Below are 16955 nucleotides of genomic sequence, written 5' to 3'. Positions count from 1 at the left end.
GCATCCTGCGGCACATCGTGCACCATCCGCACCAAGCTCGGGTGTCCCGATGGGAGGCAGCCGGGAGTTTGAACCGGTTTGTCGTCCCCCGCCGCCCGTACGGCTGGGTGCGGCTATCTGATTGGAGTCGGCTCGCGAGTGCGTGCTAGGGTTTCATCCGTTGTCAGAGAGCGCCGCTAGCTCAACTGGCAGAGCAGCGGACTCTTAATCCGCGGGTTCGGGGTTCGAGTCCCTGGCGGCGCACCACTGAGATAGGCCCTGACCTGGGTTTCCATCTAGGTAAGGGCCTTTTTCATTGCTGTGGTCGATGGCCGGGTGCTCGGCGGGTGATCGGGAGCGGTTGGAGGGGTCGGCGTTCTGTTGGGACGCGGCGTGGTTCTTGTGGGTGTGGGGCGGCCCGCCACGACGTCCATCGCGGTTCACCTGATCGGGGTCACTGCGGAGCGCTACAGGCGGTCGGCGTCGTGCGGAGGACCTGAGCCCCGATGTTCGTCTGGTATCGATGCTCGCGGTCCGCTCATAAGATGCGCACCTGCGATCGCTCGATAGAAGAAGACTTCGCAGTCGGTGTTCGGTGGTGGCAGACACAGACGAGCTGGCCGAAACGACTTCCACAATAGCGGCTATAAGGTGCTGGCCGCCCAGAACCCGGATGGGGACTTCCGGGACGACTGGTGGACGGGCTTTCTGCTGCGGCTGAACTCGTGGAGGGCGCTGCGGCCAGTATCCCAAGCCGAGGTGACCGACCGCCCGATTGCCAACCGGGACGACTTGACCAGCGCCTGGCATCAAGCATGCGCGCCAGTCAAGGACATGGACATCACCCGCGTCACCTGGGATCAAGTACGGGCGTTCCCCGGGGTCGTTGCACGACTGAAGTTGACGAAGTCGGAGTCTCCGGCTTTTCTGTCGAAGTTCTTCCACTTCCTGCTTCCCCGGATCTTCCCTGTCTTTGGCAACCTGGCCATCGAAGGTTCTTACACCTATGAAACGTACTTTGATTTGATCAAGCGTACCCGGGAGGCCACCCCCGCTGCTCTTCGAGCCAAGCTGATCGCGGAGCTGTCGCAGCTCATTGGAGACCATGATCCGTGTCCTTTGAGGGCTTCCCGATGGCAACCAAGATCACCGAACTGGCGCTCATCGGACAACGCCACCGTGACGTCGTCTCAGGGTTGTAGTGCATAACGTCGTCAGGGCATCGAGGTAGGTGCAGTGCTCCAACACCTCGTGATCGGCGGCGGTCAGATGGCCGTACTCGTTGAGGAAGCTGTCGCGTACCAGTCCGGTTTCAGTCTCGGCGGTCTGGCGGCATGGAGCGTCTCGGGTAGCCGCCCTGCTTGGCAGTACGCGTCACGCTCGGCCTCGGGGAGAAGCGTTCGCTGGTCGAGCGGGATACCTGGCACGGCGGTGATGACGATCGAGGGCGGATTGTCGGTTGCCGCGAGTAGGCGGGGCGCCCGTTCGCCGAGGGCCAGCCTCCAGGTCCGGTAGGCGTGCACCTCCTACGTGTGCCGTTCCTGGCTGTTTTGGTGTAGTTCGAGGAGGGGGTGGATGGCCGCCTCGATGGTGTCGCCGTGGGCGGCGATGAGGACCTATTGCCGTCGTGTTGGCTGACGATCCTCTGTAGGGCCCTGGTTGCCCGGTCGAGGTACTGGTTCCAGGTTTCGGAGCCGTTGGCGTACGGGATGTCGGGGGGGGTGTTGGGGCGGACCCTGAAAGGCAGCGGCCTGCGCTGAGACGACCTTGGCCTCAACGCCCGGACCCTCACCGTCCGCTGGCAACTCGTCCAACACGGCTGGGCCACCGCCATCTAGACCCCCATGACCACCGACAGCGAAGCCGCGATGGCTCTCGACACCGAGACCGTGGCGGTGCTCCGCGCCCATCGGCCCGGCAACACCGCGAACGCCTCGCTGCCGGTACTGCCTGGCTCAAGACCAGGAAGCAACCACGTCGGTTGTGCCACGTCGACGTGGGGTGACAAGGCCAACGTAATCCTCAGCCGGCTCGTCACGCCAAGGCCAACCGCGCCGCTCGACAGTCGACCGCGCTCTCGGCCACTGGCCATGTCAACCCTCTCTGGGCAGACCTCGTCCGGCCCTGGGCGACGCCCCTACCCGCTGTGGCAGTACTCAACAACCCTCTGACCGGCACGGCAACCCAGGGAGCCTCTTGAGCCATACGCTGATCGCGGTGGTTGATTTCTGTGCCGGAGTGCGTGCTCCACATCCCGCCCGCCGACACACCTTGCCAACCGACCAGGGGACCCTGGCCGCCGGAAGTTAGGGTTACGGTAGAGCCTGCGCGCAGGCGTGACCACAGCTCGCAAGGAGACAACAGCAATATGGCCCTTTGTCGGGTGACCGGATGACTGATCGCTATGCGCGAGCCTCCGCGAGGGCGCAAGAAACGATCGCCATCCCGATGACTTTGTCAGAGTTGGAGCAGTATCTCGCCCGGGCCGCTGACACGTTGCGTGGGAGCATCGACCAGGCTGATTTCAAGGCATACATCTTTCCGCTGATGTTCTTCAAGCGGATTAGCGACTGCTACACCGAGGAGTACGAGCGGGCACTGGCGGAGTCGGACGGCGACCACGAGTACGCGTCGCTCGCCGAAAACCACCGCTTTGGCATCCCCGAGGGCAGCCTTTGGGAGGACGTGCGCGCCCGAACCGAGAACGTCGGACAGGCCCTGGTGAGCGCGTTCCGAGAGATAGAGAAGGTCAACCCGGACGTACTGTACGGCATCTTTGGCAGCGCCGCCTGGACGAACAAGGAAAAGCTGCCCGATGCCAAGCTGTGCGACCTCGTCGAGCACTTCTCCACCAGGACACTGAGTAATGCGGTTGTCGCGCCGGACGTATTCGGGCAGGCGTACGAATATCTCATCAAACGGTTCGCGGATCAGTCCAACAAGAAGGCAGGCGAGTATTACACCCCGCGATCGGTGGTGCGGCTACTCGTTGACATCCTCGATCCGCAGGAGGGTGAGACGGTCTACGACCCGGCCTGCGGCACGGGCGGCATGCTGATTGAGGTGATCGAGCATGTAAAGCGCCAGGGTGGCCGGCCGCAAACCCTTTGGGGCAAGCTCTACGGCCAGGAGAAGGTGCTCGCCACCTCCGGCCTCGCCAAGATGAACCTGCTGCTCCACGGAGTCGAGGACTTCGAGGTCGCCCACGAGGACACCCTACGCTCGCCGGCCTTCTACGACGGCGCACGCCTCGCCCAGTTCGACTGCGTGATTGCCAACCCGCCGTTCTCACTCAAGAACTGGGGAGACGTGGAGTGGGTCACCGATCGGTGGGGCCGGAACCGGCTCGGGGGCGTGCCACCCAAGGGGTACGCCGACTGGGCCTGGGTTCAGCACATGATCGAATCTGCGGCACCGGGGACGGGACGGGTCGCCGTGGTGCTTCCACAGGGTGCGCTGTTCCGTCAGGGTGCCGAGGGGCGTATCCGCGAATTCGTCCTGAAGGCTGAGCTGGTAGAGGCCGTGATCGGCCTCGCGCCCAACCTCTTCTACGGCACCGGCCTGGCCGCGTGCGTGCTGATCCTGCGCCGACGCAAGGCCGATGACCGCCGAGGCAGGGTGCTGTTCGTCAACGGTGAGTCGTTGTTCAAGCGCGGACGTAACCAAAACGATCTCGAACCCGAGCACGGCGACACCCTGCTGCAGACCGTTCAGGCGTTCACCGACGTACCCGGCCTGGCGGCGGTCGCCACGCTCGACGACATCAGGGCCAACGACTTCAACCTCAACATTCCGCTGTACGTCGCCCCCGCCGACGACGGCGAACAACGCACGCTGGAGCAGGCCCTGACCGACTTCGAAGCAGCTCACGCCGTCGCCCGCGAGACCCGCGCCGCGCTGGAGGCCGAACTGGCCAAGTGGGGTCTTGGCCCGAGCGAGGTGACGGCGTGACCGCCCGCATTACCCAGCGCGAACTGGAGTCCTACCTGTGGGGCGCGGCCGTCGTGCTGCGCGGCCTCATCGACGCCGGCGACTACAAGCAGTACATCTTCCCGCTGGTCTTCCTCAAGCGACTCTCCGATGTCTACGACGAGGAACGTGCTGCGGCACTCGCAATCTACGGTGACGACGAGGCAGCCGATCTGCCGGAGAATCACCGCTTCGCCATCCCCGAGCGCGCCCACTGGCAGGACATTCGTAAGGTTGCAAGCGACGTCGGCGCATCGATCCTCGCCGCTATGCGCGCGATCGAGTCGGCCAACCCGGACACCCTGACCGGCGTCTTCGGCGACGGCGACTGGGGCAACAAGAATCTGCTGCCCGATCGGACCCTCAAGCAGCTCATCGAGCACTTCTCTGCCAAGACGCTCTCGGTGGCGAACCTGCCCGAGGACGAACTCGGTCAGGGATACGAATTCCTGATCAGAAAGTTTGCCGACGACTCCGGCCACACCGCCCAGGAGTTCTACACCAACCGCACCCTCGTGCACCTGATGACGATGATGCTCAAACCCGAGCCGGGGGAGTCGGTCTACGACCCGACCTGCGGCACCGGGGGAATGCTCATCTCCACTGCCGCCGAGCTGCGTCGGCAGGGCAAGGAGTGGCGCAATCTTCGCCTGTACGGGCAGGAGCTCAACTACGGTACGTCGGCCATCGCCCGGATGAACCTGTTCCTGCACGGCATCGCCGACGGTCACGTCGCGCACGGCGACACCCTCACCAGGCCCGCCTTCCTCGACGGTGGTCGGCTGCGCACCTTCGACGTGGTGCTCGCCAACCCGCCGTACTCCATCAAGGCGTGGAACCGTGCGGCCTTTACCAACGACCCGTACGGCCGAAATATGTGGGGAGTCCCGCCGCAGGGCCGCGCCGACTACGCCTTTTTTCAGCACATCGCTGCCAGTCTTGACCCCAAGACTGGCCGGGCAGCAATTCTCTTTCCTCACGGCGTGCTGTTTCGCCGCGAGGAGGCCGGACTGCGTGAGAGATTGGTCAAGTCCGACCTGCTTGAAGCCGTCATCGGCCTCGGAGCGGGTCTCTTCTACAACTCGCCCATGGAAGCCGTGGTCGTCACGCTGCGCGCCAATAAGTCCGCCGCGCAGCGCGGCAGGGTTCTTTTCATTAACGCGGTCAGCGAAGTTGCCCGCGAGCAGGGCCAGTCGTTCCTCCGCGACTTCCATCAGCGTAAGGTCCTTGCCGCGTACGAAGCATTCGGTGGAGATGATAGTTTCGCCGCTGTCGCCACCCTCGGTGAGATCGCCGACAACCAGTACAATCTTGCGATACCGCTCCACGCGGCTGGTCCGACAGACAGTGTCGGACACGCGAACTTAAACGTAGTCGATTCTGTTCAGGCGTGGCGGTCGGCTGTCAGTGAGGCGGAAGTGGCCATCAGTAACGCACTGTCCTTCGCTCGACAGGAGGTGGGCCGGTGACCCTCAGGCTCGATAAGTCCACATGGAAGCGATTCACCCTCGGCGATGTGATCAAGAATCACAATGACTACTTCGACCCGAACAGGGATGGCGTCCTGCCGTACGTTGCCGGGCCACATATTGACCGCGGCTATCTGCCGGTCCGACGGTATGGATCGACGGCCGATGACGACTTTCCGCCGACTTTCAAAAGGCTGTTCAAGAGGGGTGACGTTCTCCTTCACTCGCGTGGCATTGAGAAGATTGGGGTCACCGATCGCGGCGGCGTCACCGGCGAGAAGCTCTTCGTCCTCCGGACGATCGACCCACACGTTTTGGATCAGCGATTCTTGCCATGGCTCCTGGGGTCTCAGGCTGCGCAGGACTATTTCCGAGCAAACTTCTCCGGTTCCGTGAATAAGTTCTTGAACTGGCGGCCATTGGCTACCATGGAGTTTATCCTGCCTCCCCTCGACGAGCAGAGGCACCTCGCTGATCTCTTGTGGGCGGTAGAGGCGACGCGAGGGGCAGGCTTTGCCTTACTGGAAGCGGGGCAAGCGGCCGAGGTGAGGTTGCTGGAAGACGCCTTTAGTTCCCATTGGCCTCACGCGACGGTGGCTGAGCTGGGTGACGTTCAGTTGGGCCAACAGCTGCATCCAAAATATCGGACGGGTGCGAGGATGCGGCCGTATCTCCGTGTTGCCAACGTTGCCGATGATCACCTGATCCTAGATGATGTAGCTAGCATGGATTTCAGTGATGATGGTGCGGAGAGGTTCCGACTGGAGCCCGGCGACGTACTGCTCAACGAGGGGCAGAGCATCGAGCTTGTCGGTCGCTGTGCAATGTTTCGGGGTGAAATTCCCGACTGCTACATGCAGAAGACATTACTGCGTTTCCGGGCGGGCCCTGACATGCTCCCTGAATTTGCGCTTGCCTGGTTCCGCCGATGTTTCCACCTAGGCCATTTCACTGAAGTTGCGAAGAGGACAACCTCAATGGCCCACCTCACCGCAGTCCGCTTTTCGGTGATGCGGATGCCTTGTCCGCCAATGGCCGAACAGCGGGCAGTCGTCGAACTGATGAAATCCGTTGGAGACATGCTGGCGGCGGTTCGTAGGGAGTCTATCGCGACGCGGCACACGCGATCCTCCCTCCTCGCTGACGTTTTCGGAGGTAACTGATGTCTCAGTTCACTGAGGACAGGACTGTCCGGGACTTCGCGCGTGACCTTGTTGAGTCGCTTGGTGTTCAGTTCATCGCAGGCAAGGAGTTGCCGCGCCGGGAGGATGAGGTGCTGCTGGAAGGGTCGGTCAAGGAGGCCCTGGTGCGGTTGAACCCCGTCATCAGGGCCGATCCACGGCTGGCCGACGAGGTAATCTACCACCTGCGGGCGGTCGTTCTGTCCGCTCAGCGTACGCCGAATCCGGTGGTGGCGAACGAGGAGTTCGCCGCTTGGCTGACCGGGCAGAGGTCGATGCCATTTGGGCCGGCGGGGGAGCACGTCACGATCCGGCTCATCGACTTCGATAATCCCGAGCCGGGCGCCAACCAATGGATGGTCTCCACGGAGGTGACGTATCGGGTCGGGCGGGTCGAGCGGCGCTTCGACCTGGTGCTGTGGTGCAATGGTTTCCCGCTGGTCGTCGGCGAGGCAAAGTCCCCGGTCCGCCCCGCGTACTCCTGGATCGACGCTGCTGCGCAGATCAACGAGGATTACGAGGTCAATGTACCGGCGTTCTTCGTTCCCAACGTATTCAGCTTCGCCACCGAAGGCAAGGACTTCCGGTACGGTTCGGTCGGCATGCCAATCGGCCTGTGGGGCCCGTGGCGGGACGAGACAGACGACAATGCCCCGGTGCGGACCGGCCTGGCGGTGGTGCGTGAGGCCGTCGAGGGTGTGCTGTCACCGGCGGCGGTGCTGGACTTCCTGCGGTTCTTTTCGGTGTTCGCCACAGACAAGAAGCACCGCAAGATTAAGATCATCGCTCGCTTTCAGCAGTTTCAGGCGACGAACCTCATCGTGGAACGGGTGCTCCACGGCCGGATCAAGCAGGGTCTGATCTGGCACTTCCAGGGCTCGGGCAAGTCGCTGCTCATGGTCTTCACCGCGCAGAAGCTGCGCGCGACGGCCGGTCTGACGAACCCCACCGTGATCATCGTGGTCGACCGCATCGACCTGGACGCCCAGATCACTGGCACGTTCAGCGCCTCGGACGTGCCGAACCTCGTCTCGACTGACAGCCGCAGGGAGCTACAAGCTTTTCTCGCGGTGGGCGCTCGGAAGGTCATCATCACCACCGTCCACAAGTTCGGCGAGGCGCCGGGGGTGCTGGACGACCGGGACAACATCATTGTCATGGTCGACGAGGCCCACCGTTCACAGGAGGGTGACTACGGGCGCAAGATGCGCGAGGCGCTGCCCAACGCTTTCCTCTTCGGCCTGACCGGCACCCCGATCAACCGGCGGGACCGCAACACCTTCATGTGGTTCGGGGCCACAGGCGATGAAGGTGGCTATCTCTCGCGGTACTCGTTCCAGGATTCGATCCGCGATGGGGCGACGCTGCCGCTGCACTTCGAGCCGCGCTTGTCGGAAATCCACCTTGACGAGGCCGCGATCGATGCGGCGTTCGCCGAGTTGGCCGAGCAGCACCGACTCACCGAGGCAGACAAGAGCACGCTGTCGAAGCGGGCCGCATCGCTCGAGGTGTTGATTAAGGCGGACGAACGGGTCCACCGGATCGCGGCCGACATCGCCGAGCACTTCCGGACCAAGGTCGAGCCACAGGGGCTCAAGGCGCAGGTGGTCGTCTACGACAAGGCGACCTGCGCCGCCTACAAGGCGGAATTCGACGAGATCCTCGGTCCCGATGCCTCCACGGTCGTCATGAGCCGCACCGCTCGCGACCCGGAGGAGTGGGCGGAGTACACCCCCGACCGGGATGGGTTGGAGCGCATTACTGCCCGGTTCAACGACCCGGCCGATCCGCTGAAGATCATCATCGTGACGGCGAAGCTCCTCACCGGGTTCGACGCGCCGATCCTCTACGCGCAGTATCTCGACAAGCCGCTCAAGGAGCACAACCTGCTCCAGGCGATCACCCGCACCAACCGGGTCTACCCGCCGAACAAGACGCACGGGCTGATCGTCGACTATCTGGGCATCTTCGACGACGTCGCCAAGGCGTTCGCCTTCGACGAGAAGAGCGTCCAGCAGGTGATCAGCAACATTGCCGTACTGCGGAATCAGCTCGGTCCGGCCATCCAGGCCGCGTTGGCGTTCTTTCCCGGCGTCGACCGCACCGTGGGCGGCTACGAGGGGCTAATTGCCGCACAGACCGCTATCAGCAGCGACGAGGCCCGCGACGCCTTCGGCGTATCCTTCAGCATCGTCGCCCAACTCTGGGAGACCCTCAGCCCGGACCCGATCCTCTCCACCTACGTGGCCGACTACCGATGGTTGACCGACGTGTACGAGTCGGTGCGGCCGTCGGACACGGCCGGTCGGCTCGTGTGGCACACCCTCGGTGCCAAGACGTTGGAACTCATCAACGAACACGTCACCGTCGAGGTGCCCCGTAGCGACCTCGACATGATCGTCCTGGATGCCCAGGTGATCGAAGACCTCATGACGGGCCGGCGGAGGGACGTCGACCCGATCGAGGTCGAAAAGTGGATTACCGCCCGTATCGCGAAGCACATCGGTAATCCTGTCTTCATCGAGCTCGGCAAGCGGCTCACCGCGCTGCGGGAGAAGTATGCCCACTCCCAGCAGGCCAGCCTGGACTTCCTCAAGGAGCTGTTCGCCCTCGCCCGGGACACCGTGGCCGCGGAGAAGGCCGCCGCCGAGGTACCCCGCGAGGTCCAAGGCAAGGCGGCGCTGACCGAGCTGTTCCAGTCCCTCAAGGGTAACGGCACCCCGATCATTGCCGAGAGAATCGTCGACGAGGTCGACAAAGTCGTCCGGGCAGTACGGTTCACCGGCTGGCAGGACACTCGCGAGGGCGACCGCCTGGTCCAGCAGTCCCTCCGTAAGACGCTCTGGACCAAGTTCAAGATCCGCGATAACGACGTGTACGAGCGCGCCCTCGGGTATATTCGGGAGTACTACTAAAGGTTGCCTCGGCTCGTGTTTCGGGTCCGCCCGTGTTCGACCGTGTGATGTAGGTACACTGCGGATGCTCGGGTGTGGTGGACGGACCCGTGGTCGGTCGGACTGGCTGTGACGCCGACTTTGCCGAATTGGGCCATGACCGCGAGCAGATGATTCACGCGAGTTGGTTGGACTGGGTGAATCGGCCAAGGTTAGTCTTTCAATCCGCGGGTTCGGGGTGAGTCCCCGGCGGCGCACCACTTATAAAGAGGCCCTAACCTGGCGTCTCGCGCCAGCTCAGGGCTTCTTTCGTGTCTCTGGGCGGGGCCGCGTGCTCGGCGGGTGATCGGGAGCGGTTGGACCGGGTTTGACCTCCGTGGCGAGGGGCGCGGCCCGGCACGGGGTAGTCGAACGGTTATGTCCACAGGAAGGGCAGGAGCCACGACTACGCGGGCTGACCGCTGGGATTCGAACGCGCCGGGACCAACGATGACCATGTTCGCTACCAAAAGGTACGGCTTGGCCACAGCCGTAGGAAGGTGACCGCAAGCCAGGTCATCGTGCGCCGTCGTCCTGAGGCTCGGCCCGTCGGATGATGAGAGAAAGTTCCCCTCGATAGGTTGCGCCAAGCTTGGTTACGACGTCTTCGAAAGTCCCAGGACCCGTCCTTAGCTGGCTGACCCAGTTCGAGGGCAGAACCACGCGTTCGCCAGCGGTGAGGGGCGGGCTGCCTCGCCACCGGTAGGCGTACCTGCCGACCTCCACGACCTGATCGCCATCGAGTTCGTAGTACCGCTCGGAACTGTCGAGTTTCTGCTCAAGATCCTTCACGCGCTGCTCAAGCCACTCGATCTTCAATTGGGCACCACTTGCCCCGGACTTCGAGCCGGAGTGGAATCCTTCGTTCCAGCCTCGTCGGTAAGCGGCGGCTACAGCGCGGTCCTCGTCAGTGGCGTGCGTGCCGCAAGCGACATCTGCGCCGCTCACGCGAATCTGGCATGGTCTGCCGGATCTGGTCGGACGTCCGCAGTGTCGAACACTCACGGCAGCTCCATCTTCGGGTGTACTCAATTCCGCTACGCCTTTCCTGTCGCCATGGGCATACTCGCCGTCCACTCAGGAATTTATCCGGACGAGGGATGTTTTGCCACGAGCAGCGTCCCCGATCAGCGGTTGAGCCGCACGGACTCCTCGAACAGCCGAGGACGGCGGTCGAATCGGTGGTGCCGGCTGGCTTCGAACGGGCGACCCGCTCGAACGGCTTCGCAACGACCGGGTGCGACCACCAATCTACGATCGAACCGCACCCCGCGTTGGGCGAGTACGGCGATCAGGACGTACCGGCCGATCAGATCTCCCCACGCAAGAGGCCAGAATCTGCGGGGGGGTGTCCCTATGGGTTTCGTCAAGCGGTAGCGGCTGTGTGGGTTGGTCGGGTTGGTAGGGGATCTTGTCGCGGAGCATGGCGAACAGGACGTCGCAGCGGCGTCGGACGAGGGAGATGAGGGTGGCGTTGTGGCGTTTGCCTTCGGCGCGTTTTCGGTCGTAGTAGGTGCGGCTGGCGGGGTCGGCCAGGGCGGCGAACGCGGCGAGGAAGAACGCCCGTTTGAGCTGCTTGTTGCCGCCCTTGGGTGGGTGTTCGCCGCGGATGCTGCTGCCGGATCGTCGGGTGACGGGAGCGAGGCCCGGCGTAGGCGGCGAGGTGGCCTGGGGTGGGGAAGGCGGTGCCGTCGCCGACTTCGAGGAGGATCCGGGCTGCGGTCCTGACGCCGATGCCGGGCATCGAGGTCAGGACCGGGGCGAGAGGGTGCGCATCAAGCATCCTCTCGACCTCGCGTGCGACCTGGTCGCGTTGGCGCAGGACGTCGCGGAGGGAGTCGGCCAGGCGGGGGGAGGATCGTCTCGGCGGCCTGGGTGCCGGGGACGGTGACGGTCTGCTCCTCCAGAGCGGCCATGATCTGCTCGACGAGGCGTTCGCCCAGCCGCGGTGCGTTCTTGGCCGCGATCGAGGTGAGCTTGCGGCGTCCAGCCTTGCGTAACCCGGCCGGGCCACCGCAGCGGGACAGCAGTTCCAGCACCGCCTGGTGCTGCACTTTGGGGCCGAGGACGCGTTCCAGGGCGGGGTGGAGCTGGGTGAGCAGACCACGGATCCGGTTCGAGACACGGGTGGCCTCACCGGCGAGGTCGTCGTCGTAGCCGACGAGCGTCTCCAGTTCGGCGAGGGTCTCGTCGCCGGTGTCGACCCGCCGGAGCGTGTGCGGCAGGGTCCGAGCCGCGTCAGCGATCACGAACGCGTCCCGGGCGTCGGTCTTGGCGTTACCCGGGTGCAGGTCGGCGATGCGTCGCATCGCCAGGCCGGGCAGATAGGCGACTTGATGACCACACGCGCGGGCGACCGCGACCGGGAGAGCTCCGATCGACACGGGCTGGTCGACCACGACCAGCACCGTGCCGTGACGGGCGAGTTTGTGAAGCAACTGCCGCAACCGGCCTCCGTGTTCGGCAACGGCGCGTCATGCAACCGCTTCCCGTCCGGGGCCAGTCCGACCGCGTGGTGATCACCCTTACCGACTTCCAACCCGAGGAAGACGCCGTACTCGCTGTGCACCTCTCCCGCCTCCGTGCCTTGCTACCGGCCTCGGCCGCTGGTCAGAGCGTCGGACTGCCGGCAGCCACGTTACGAAGAGACCTACCCACGAAGGGGTGGCCGTGTCCCTATCAGCGGTCCGCCGACGCCACCCGACCCGGCGACAACACCCCCGATCACGCGTACGGCAGGGGCAGTAAGTCATACCGGGCCGGGCGACCGAGGGTGCCGGGCTGGGGAGGATCAGAAGACCTCCGATCTCCGCAACGGTCAAGAGCCGGGCATGATTCATCCGTGGACATGTACGAGCGTTTGCTGCTGCTGGCACGGTCGGATGTGTGGTCGGATCGGGCGCGTGCTGGCTGGGAGCTGAGCGCTTTCGTCGGGCATGACCCGGTGGACGCGGTGATGCAGGCCCTTCTGCTTGATCCTGGTGATACGGCCGTCACGGACGCTGCCGCCGAGGCGTTACTGCGGCGCGGGGACGCGGCCGCGATGCGTCTGTTCGCTCGGGCCTGGCACGTGGCGCAGCCGGAGACGGCGGATCATCTCAGTGGTGCGCTGAGCGCTGTCCTGTTCGAGCTGACTCGTTCCACGTTGCAGGATCGCGTCCGCTTCCAGGCTGTCCTGCATGGGTTGCTGACTGACGCCGATTCGGCGGTCGGCGTTGGTGCCCAAGACCTGCTTGACCGGACCGCAAAAACGCTGTCCGTTTGATCTCAGGGTCGAGCAGGCGTCAGCTGGGAAAATGCCTTGGCCGGGTCGTAGACCTGGTTGGTGGCCAGGCAGTGATGCAGGCAACCGAGCAGCCGGTTGAACAGGTTGCGGAGGGCAGCCGGGTGGCGGTCGCCGTGGTCGCGTCGGCGTTGGTAGTGCTGCTTGGCGGGTTCGGCGTGGGTGGCCGCGACGAATGACCAGAGGTAGCCGGCGGCCGCGAGGCGATCGTTCTTGACCTTGCGGTGGGCGATGGAGATGCTGCGGCCGGACGCGCGGGTGACGGGTGCGGATCCGGCGTATGCCTTCAACGCCCGTGCGTCGGCGAACCGGGTCCGGTCGTCGCCGATCTCGGCCAGGACGCGGGCTCCGGTGACGTCGGCCAGGCCGGGGAAGCTGGTGACGATCTCGTGGTCGGGATGGCGGCGCAACGCTTCGCTGGTGGCCTCGGTGAGCTGGTCAACGCTGGTGCACTCGACGTTCAGTGTGGCCAGTAGCGCGAGGGCCTGGGTGCCCATCGCTGCCTCGACCATGGGCAGCTGCCGCAGTTGCGGACGGCGCAGGGTTTCGTGGAGCTCGGCGGCGAGTTCGTCGATTCTGCGTTGACGCCCTCCGCGGCGCAACGCCGCCGCGATCCGGACGCGGGACAGCTTGGCCGTCTCCGCTGGTGTTGCCGCGATGGCCAGCACAGCGCGGGCGTCCGGGCTGGTCAGCTACCCTTTCCTGCTGGCGAACGCGTCGAGGAACCCTGGAAAGTACTCCCGCAGCAGAGACCGCAACTCGTTCGAGGCGCGGGTCCTTCGCCATGTTGCGTTCTGATGAGCACGGGCGAGCACTGCCACTGCCTGCACGAGCTCACTGTCGGCCGGTAGCGCCCGGTGCGCGTGGGCGTCGGTGCGCAGGATGTTTGCCAGCACCATCGCGTCGACATGGTCGGACTTCTTCCGCGAGACCGCGTACCGCTCCCGGTAGCGGGCCACCGCCATCGGGTTGATCGAGTACACCCGGCGCCCGGTCGCGCGCAGGGCTGCGACCAGCAGCCCACGTGGTGTCTCGATTGCCACCGGGATCGGCTGATCGGCACTGTCACCGGCTGCGGCGAGCTTGTCGACCAGCGAGGTGAACCCTTCTAGGTTGTCGCTGATGCGGCGCTTGTCGACCAGTTGGCCGTGTTCGTCGACCAGGGCGATGTCGTGGTGCCGCTCGGACCAGTCGATGCCGCAGAACACCTTCAACCTCATACTCCTTCCTTGTGAACTGGTTGCAGACCCTGGCGGAAACGCGCGGCGCCCTAATGACGAGGCTCTGTGGCCTACCCTCCGATGAGCCGTTCGCGATTCCAGCGACCCGCACGGTTTTGGTCTTCGCTGTCAGAGCTCGTCGGCTCCCGGTTCGCGAGGTGTGCCGTGCGGGCGGGCTGCAATCACGATCAACATGCTGCCTCAAGTCACGGAGGTGGTCCGGACACGCCGGCCCGCCGGTCTTGCACGAGGCTTCACCGGCCCAGAGGTGTGCAGGCGTGTACTCGACGAGCCGGACCACCACCCTCAACGGCCCGTCGCCGCCCACGCTGCCGATCTTTTTGGAGACCTTCGAAGGTCGGGTAACGGGCAGGCATCCCGCGAGCCGCGACGGGTCGTTCGGGATTCATTAGGTAACGGGGGGGGGAACTCAGTCGCGGCCGGACGACCCGTTCTGCTCACGTCAGAACCTCTGCACAACGAGGCATCCCAGGCAAGGCTGGCCGACTCGATCACACGCTGGGTGAAGCTTTCGCTATCGGCGTCGGCCGCTCAACCTGAACGCGGGACGCCACCCTGCCACGCCACGGTCAGCCTGAGTGCCGAGCTGCCGAATCGGGGAAGGATCTAGATCTCGATGACCATGCGTCCGGCGATTGAAATGCCCGTAAAGACCGAACAGACTCTGCTGGTGGCTTCCGCATCGTATTTCAGGCTGACCAGAGCCCTGTGTTCGCGGAGCGCCGTCAGCTGGAGAGTCTTGCGGGAACGGTTCAGATGAAAGGGGAGGGCCTATGACGAAGCATGCTGTTCGGGCGGCGCGGATGTTCGACGGCGAACAGCTCGTGAAAGGCGGGGTACTGGTCCTGCTGGACAACGGGCGCATCGCCGACGTGCACCGGGGTTGGGCCGAGACGCCGGAGGGCTGGCCGGTGCGTGAGGAGCCGGACGGAACCGTGTTGCCCGGCTTGGTTGACGCGCACGTACACCTGTGCGCCGACGCCGGGCCGGATGCGCTCGGTCGGCTCGCCGAGCGTCCCGAGACGGACCTCGACGCGGTCGTCGAGGCGTCGCTGCGCGCGCACCTGGCGACCGGCGCCACGACCGTCCGCGACCTCGGCGACCGGCGCGACGCCGTACTCTGATGGCGGGACCGGGCAACGCGCGACGATTTACCAACGGTGGTGGGGTCGGGTGCGCCCGTCACCAGCGTGGGCGGGCATTGCTGGTCGATGGGGGGCGAGGCGAGCGGCGTCGACGGGATCCGCGAGGCCGTGCGGCTGCGGGCGGCGGCTGGCGCCGACCTGGTGAAGGTCATGGCCAGCGGCGGGGTGTTCACCCCCGGCACCGACGTCACCCTGCCGCAGTTCACCGACCAGGAGCTGACCGCCGCGGTGACCCGGGCGCATGAGCTGGGCCTGCCGGTGACGGCGCACGCGCTCAGCGCGGTCGAGCAGGCGCTGCGCGTCGGTGTCGACGGCATCGAGCACTGCACGTGCGTGACCGCGACCGGCGCCCACGTCTCCGACGAGCTCGCGGACCGCCTGGCCTCCGCCGGGGTGGCGGTGTGTGCCACGCTCGGCACCGACTCTGCCGTGGTCACGCCGCCGGAGGTGGTGGCGATGGCGGCGCGGGCCGGGCTCAGCGAGGCCACTCTTCGCGACGGCGCCGCCACCCTGCACCGGGCCGGGGTCCGCCTGGTGGCCGGATCGGACGCGGGCCTCGGCCCCGCGAAGCCACACGGGATCCTGCCGGAGACGCTCGTCGAGTACGTCGGGTGCGGCATCCCCGCCACCGCAGCCCTCGGCGTGGCCACCTCGGTCGGTGCTGAGGTGTGTGGGCTGGGCCGGCGCAAGGGCCGCGTCAGGCCCGGATTCGACGCCGACCTGCTGGTCGTGGGCGGCGACCCGACGAGCGACATCACGGTACTGCGCCACCCACTCGCCGTGTACCGTGCCGGCGAACCGATCAGCGGCTACGACCACTGACCAGACTTCGGACCTACTCGTCTAGGGCTTTCCTGCGCAGGTAGGTCTCGGCCAACTGGCGAAGGCGTGTCCGGTCGAAGCTGTGCCCGTGGCCGGGATGGACGACGGACACGTCGAGGTCGGCGAGGAACTTCATGCTTTGCCGGTAGGCGGTCACGTCGGAGTTCGGCAGGTCGTCGATCAAGGCCCCGTCGTAGATGATGTCGCCGGAATACAGGGTGCCGGTGTGCTCCTCCAGCAGGGCGATGCTTCCCGGTGTGTGGCCGGGAAGGTGCAGCACGGTCAGCACTCGCCGGCCCAGGTCGATCCGGTCACCGTCGTCGAGCACGCGGTTCAGGGTCATGGGTTCGACGCGGTAGGTGGCCGGATCGTAGTGGGGACCGGGCAGGACGTCGATCATGAGCTCCGGGACCGGTTCTCCCGCTGCGTCGATCCCGAGTTTGTCGTAGAGCTCCGCGCCGTACAGGCTCGCCGGTACGCCCGCTGCCAAGAGCGCAGCCTCGGCGGGGTGCGCGGCCCGTTCAGCGAACTCGGGTCCCCCACCGACATGATCCAGGTGCGCGTGGGTGAGCAGGACCATCGGATCGCGCTCGAACATGCCCGGAATCGCCTCCCGCAAGGCGACGACACCGAGCCCGGCGTCGACCACGATGTCACGATCGTTGCCGCGCAACCACCAGAAGTTCGCCGACAGAAGTTCGTTGACGTGCGGTTCCGAGACCCGGATGACGTCACTTCCCGCATCGGTCTGCGTATACCAGTCGACCATGTCGGCAAGTGTGCCAGCGCGCCCACGGTCGGCGTGCTGCCCGGACGCGGGGGGGGGGGGGGGGGGGGGGGGGGGGGGGGGGGGGGGAGGGGGGGGGGGGGGGGGGGGGGGGGAGGGGGGGAGGGGGGGGGGGGGGGTAGGGGATGGGTGGGGGGGGGTGGCGG

The 16955-nt window shown here is 65.5% G+C and carries 8 protein-coding genes, 1 tRNA gene and 4 pseudogenes; 9 read left to right on the top strand and 4 right to left on the bottom strand.

The genetic code is table 11. The features are described from left to right. The first annotated feature begins 170 nt into the window (after nucleotides 1-170). The 7 genes and pseudogenes from ACZ6QQ_RS08340 (at nucleotide 171) to ACZ6QQ_RS08310 (ending at nucleotide 9513) form a co-directional block, all read left to right on the top strand. Nucleotides 171-246 (top strand) — tRNA-Lys (locus ACZ6QQ_RS08340). A 384-nt stretch (nucleotides 247-630) separates the two neighbouring features. Beyond that, nucleotides 631-1188, top strand: coding sequence for a hypothetical protein (locus ACZ6QQ_RS08335; protein ID WP_465875195.1), 558 nt, complete (start codon nucleotides 631-633; stop codon nucleotides 1186-1188). Nucleotides 1189-1739: 551 nt separating this feature from the next. Further along, nucleotides 1740-1942 (top strand): annotated as a pseudogene (locus tag ACZ6QQ_RS08330) (site-specific integrase); the annotation flags it as partial. A 428-nt stretch (nucleotides 1943-2370) separates the two neighbouring features. Beyond that, nucleotides 2371-3930 (top strand): type I restriction-modification system subunit M, encoded by a 1560-nt coding sequence (locus ACZ6QQ_RS08325; RefSeq protein WP_465875194.1) that lies wholly within the window; start codon nucleotides 2371-2373, stop codon nucleotides 3928-3930. After that, entirely contained in the window at nucleotides 3927-5417 is a 1491-nt protein-coding gene (locus ACZ6QQ_RS08320) for a type I restriction-modification system subunit M (RefSeq protein WP_465875193.1), read from the top strand. Before ACZ6QQ_RS08325 ends, ACZ6QQ_RS08320 begins: the two co-directional genes overlap by 4 nt. Further along, the gene (locus ACZ6QQ_RS08315; protein WP_465875192.1) at nucleotides 5414-6580 is read left to right on the top strand and encodes a hypothetical protein; all 1167 of its coding nucleotides are present in this window, start codon (nucleotides 5414-5416) and stop codon (nucleotides 6578-6580) included. Before ACZ6QQ_RS08320 ends, ACZ6QQ_RS08315 begins: the two co-directional genes overlap by 4 nt. Continuing rightward, nucleotides 6580-9513 carry a type I restriction endonuclease subunit R gene (locus ACZ6QQ_RS08310; RefSeq protein WP_465875191.1) on the top strand — a complete coding sequence of 978 codons (2934 nt, stop codon included), beginning with the start codon at nucleotides 6580-6582 and terminating at the stop codon, nucleotides 9511-9513. Before ACZ6QQ_RS08315 ends, ACZ6QQ_RS08310 begins: the two co-directional genes overlap by 1 nt. 534 nt (nucleotides 9514-10047) lie before the next feature. Here ACZ6QQ_RS08310 and ACZ6QQ_RS08305 read toward each other — a convergent pair. After that, nucleotides 10048-10350, bottom strand: coding sequence for a hypothetical protein (locus ACZ6QQ_RS08305; RefSeq protein ID WP_465875190.1), 303 nt, complete (start codon nucleotides 10348-10350; stop codon nucleotides 10048-10050). Nucleotides 10351-10917: 567 nt separating this feature from the next. After that, a pseudogene (locus ACZ6QQ_RS08300) lies at nucleotides 10918-12100 on the bottom strand (IS110 family RNA-guided transposase); the annotation flags it as partial. Between the two features lie 279 nt (nucleotides 12101-12379). Between ACZ6QQ_RS08300 and ACZ6QQ_RS08295 the strand changes: the two are divergent. Further along, nucleotides 12380-12796, top strand: a complete 417-nt coding sequence (locus ACZ6QQ_RS08295) for a hypothetical protein (protein ID WP_465875515.1) — start codon at nucleotides 12380-12382, stop codon at nucleotides 12794-12796. Nucleotides 12797-12798: 2 nt separating this feature from the next. On the opposite strand, the pseudogene ACZ6QQ_RS08290 reads toward ACZ6QQ_RS08295, so the two are convergent. After that, nucleotides 12799-14034: pseudogene (locus tag ACZ6QQ_RS08290) on the bottom strand (IS110 family RNA-guided transposase). Between the two features lie 794 nt (nucleotides 14035-14828). On the opposite strand from ACZ6QQ_RS08290, the pseudogene ACZ6QQ_RS08285 reads away from it, so the two are divergent. Further along, nucleotides 14829-16022 (top strand): annotated as a pseudogene (locus tag ACZ6QQ_RS08285) (amidohydrolase family protein). A 13-nt stretch (nucleotides 16023-16035) separates the two neighbouring features. Here ACZ6QQ_RS08285 and ACZ6QQ_RS08280 read toward each other — a convergent pair. Next, complete coding sequence (locus ACZ6QQ_RS08280) at nucleotides 16036-16791, bottom strand: MBL fold metallo-hydrolase (RefSeq protein ID WP_465875189.1); 756 nt, start codon at nucleotides 16789-16791, stop codon at nucleotides 16036-16038. Between the last annotated feature and the right edge of the window lie 164 nt (nucleotides 16792-16955).

This window comes from Micromonospora sp. NPDC049529, assembly GCF_055586685.1.
Note: the sequence above shows the minus strand (reverse complement) of the source record. Positions and strands in the feature narration are given on the sequence as shown.

Excerpts from the sequence above, each read along its gene's own strand:
- ACZ6QQ_RS08310 (WP_465875191.1), top strand. The coding sequence starts at position 6,580 with ATGTCTCAGTTCACTGAGGACAGGACTGTCCGGGACTTCGCGCGTGAC.
- ACZ6QQ_RS08325 (WP_465875194.1), top strand. The coding sequence starts at position 2,371 with ATGACTGATCGCTATGCGCGAGCCTCCGCGAGGGCGCAAGAAACGATC.
- ACZ6QQ_RS08295 (WP_465875515.1), top strand. The coding sequence starts at position 12,380 with ATGTACGAGCGTTTGCTGCTGCTGGCACGGTCGGATGTGTGGTCGGAT.
- ACZ6QQ_RS08280 (WP_465875189.1), bottom strand. The coding sequence starts at position 16,791 with ATGGTCGACTGGTATACGCAGACCGATGCGGGAAGTGACGTCATCCGG.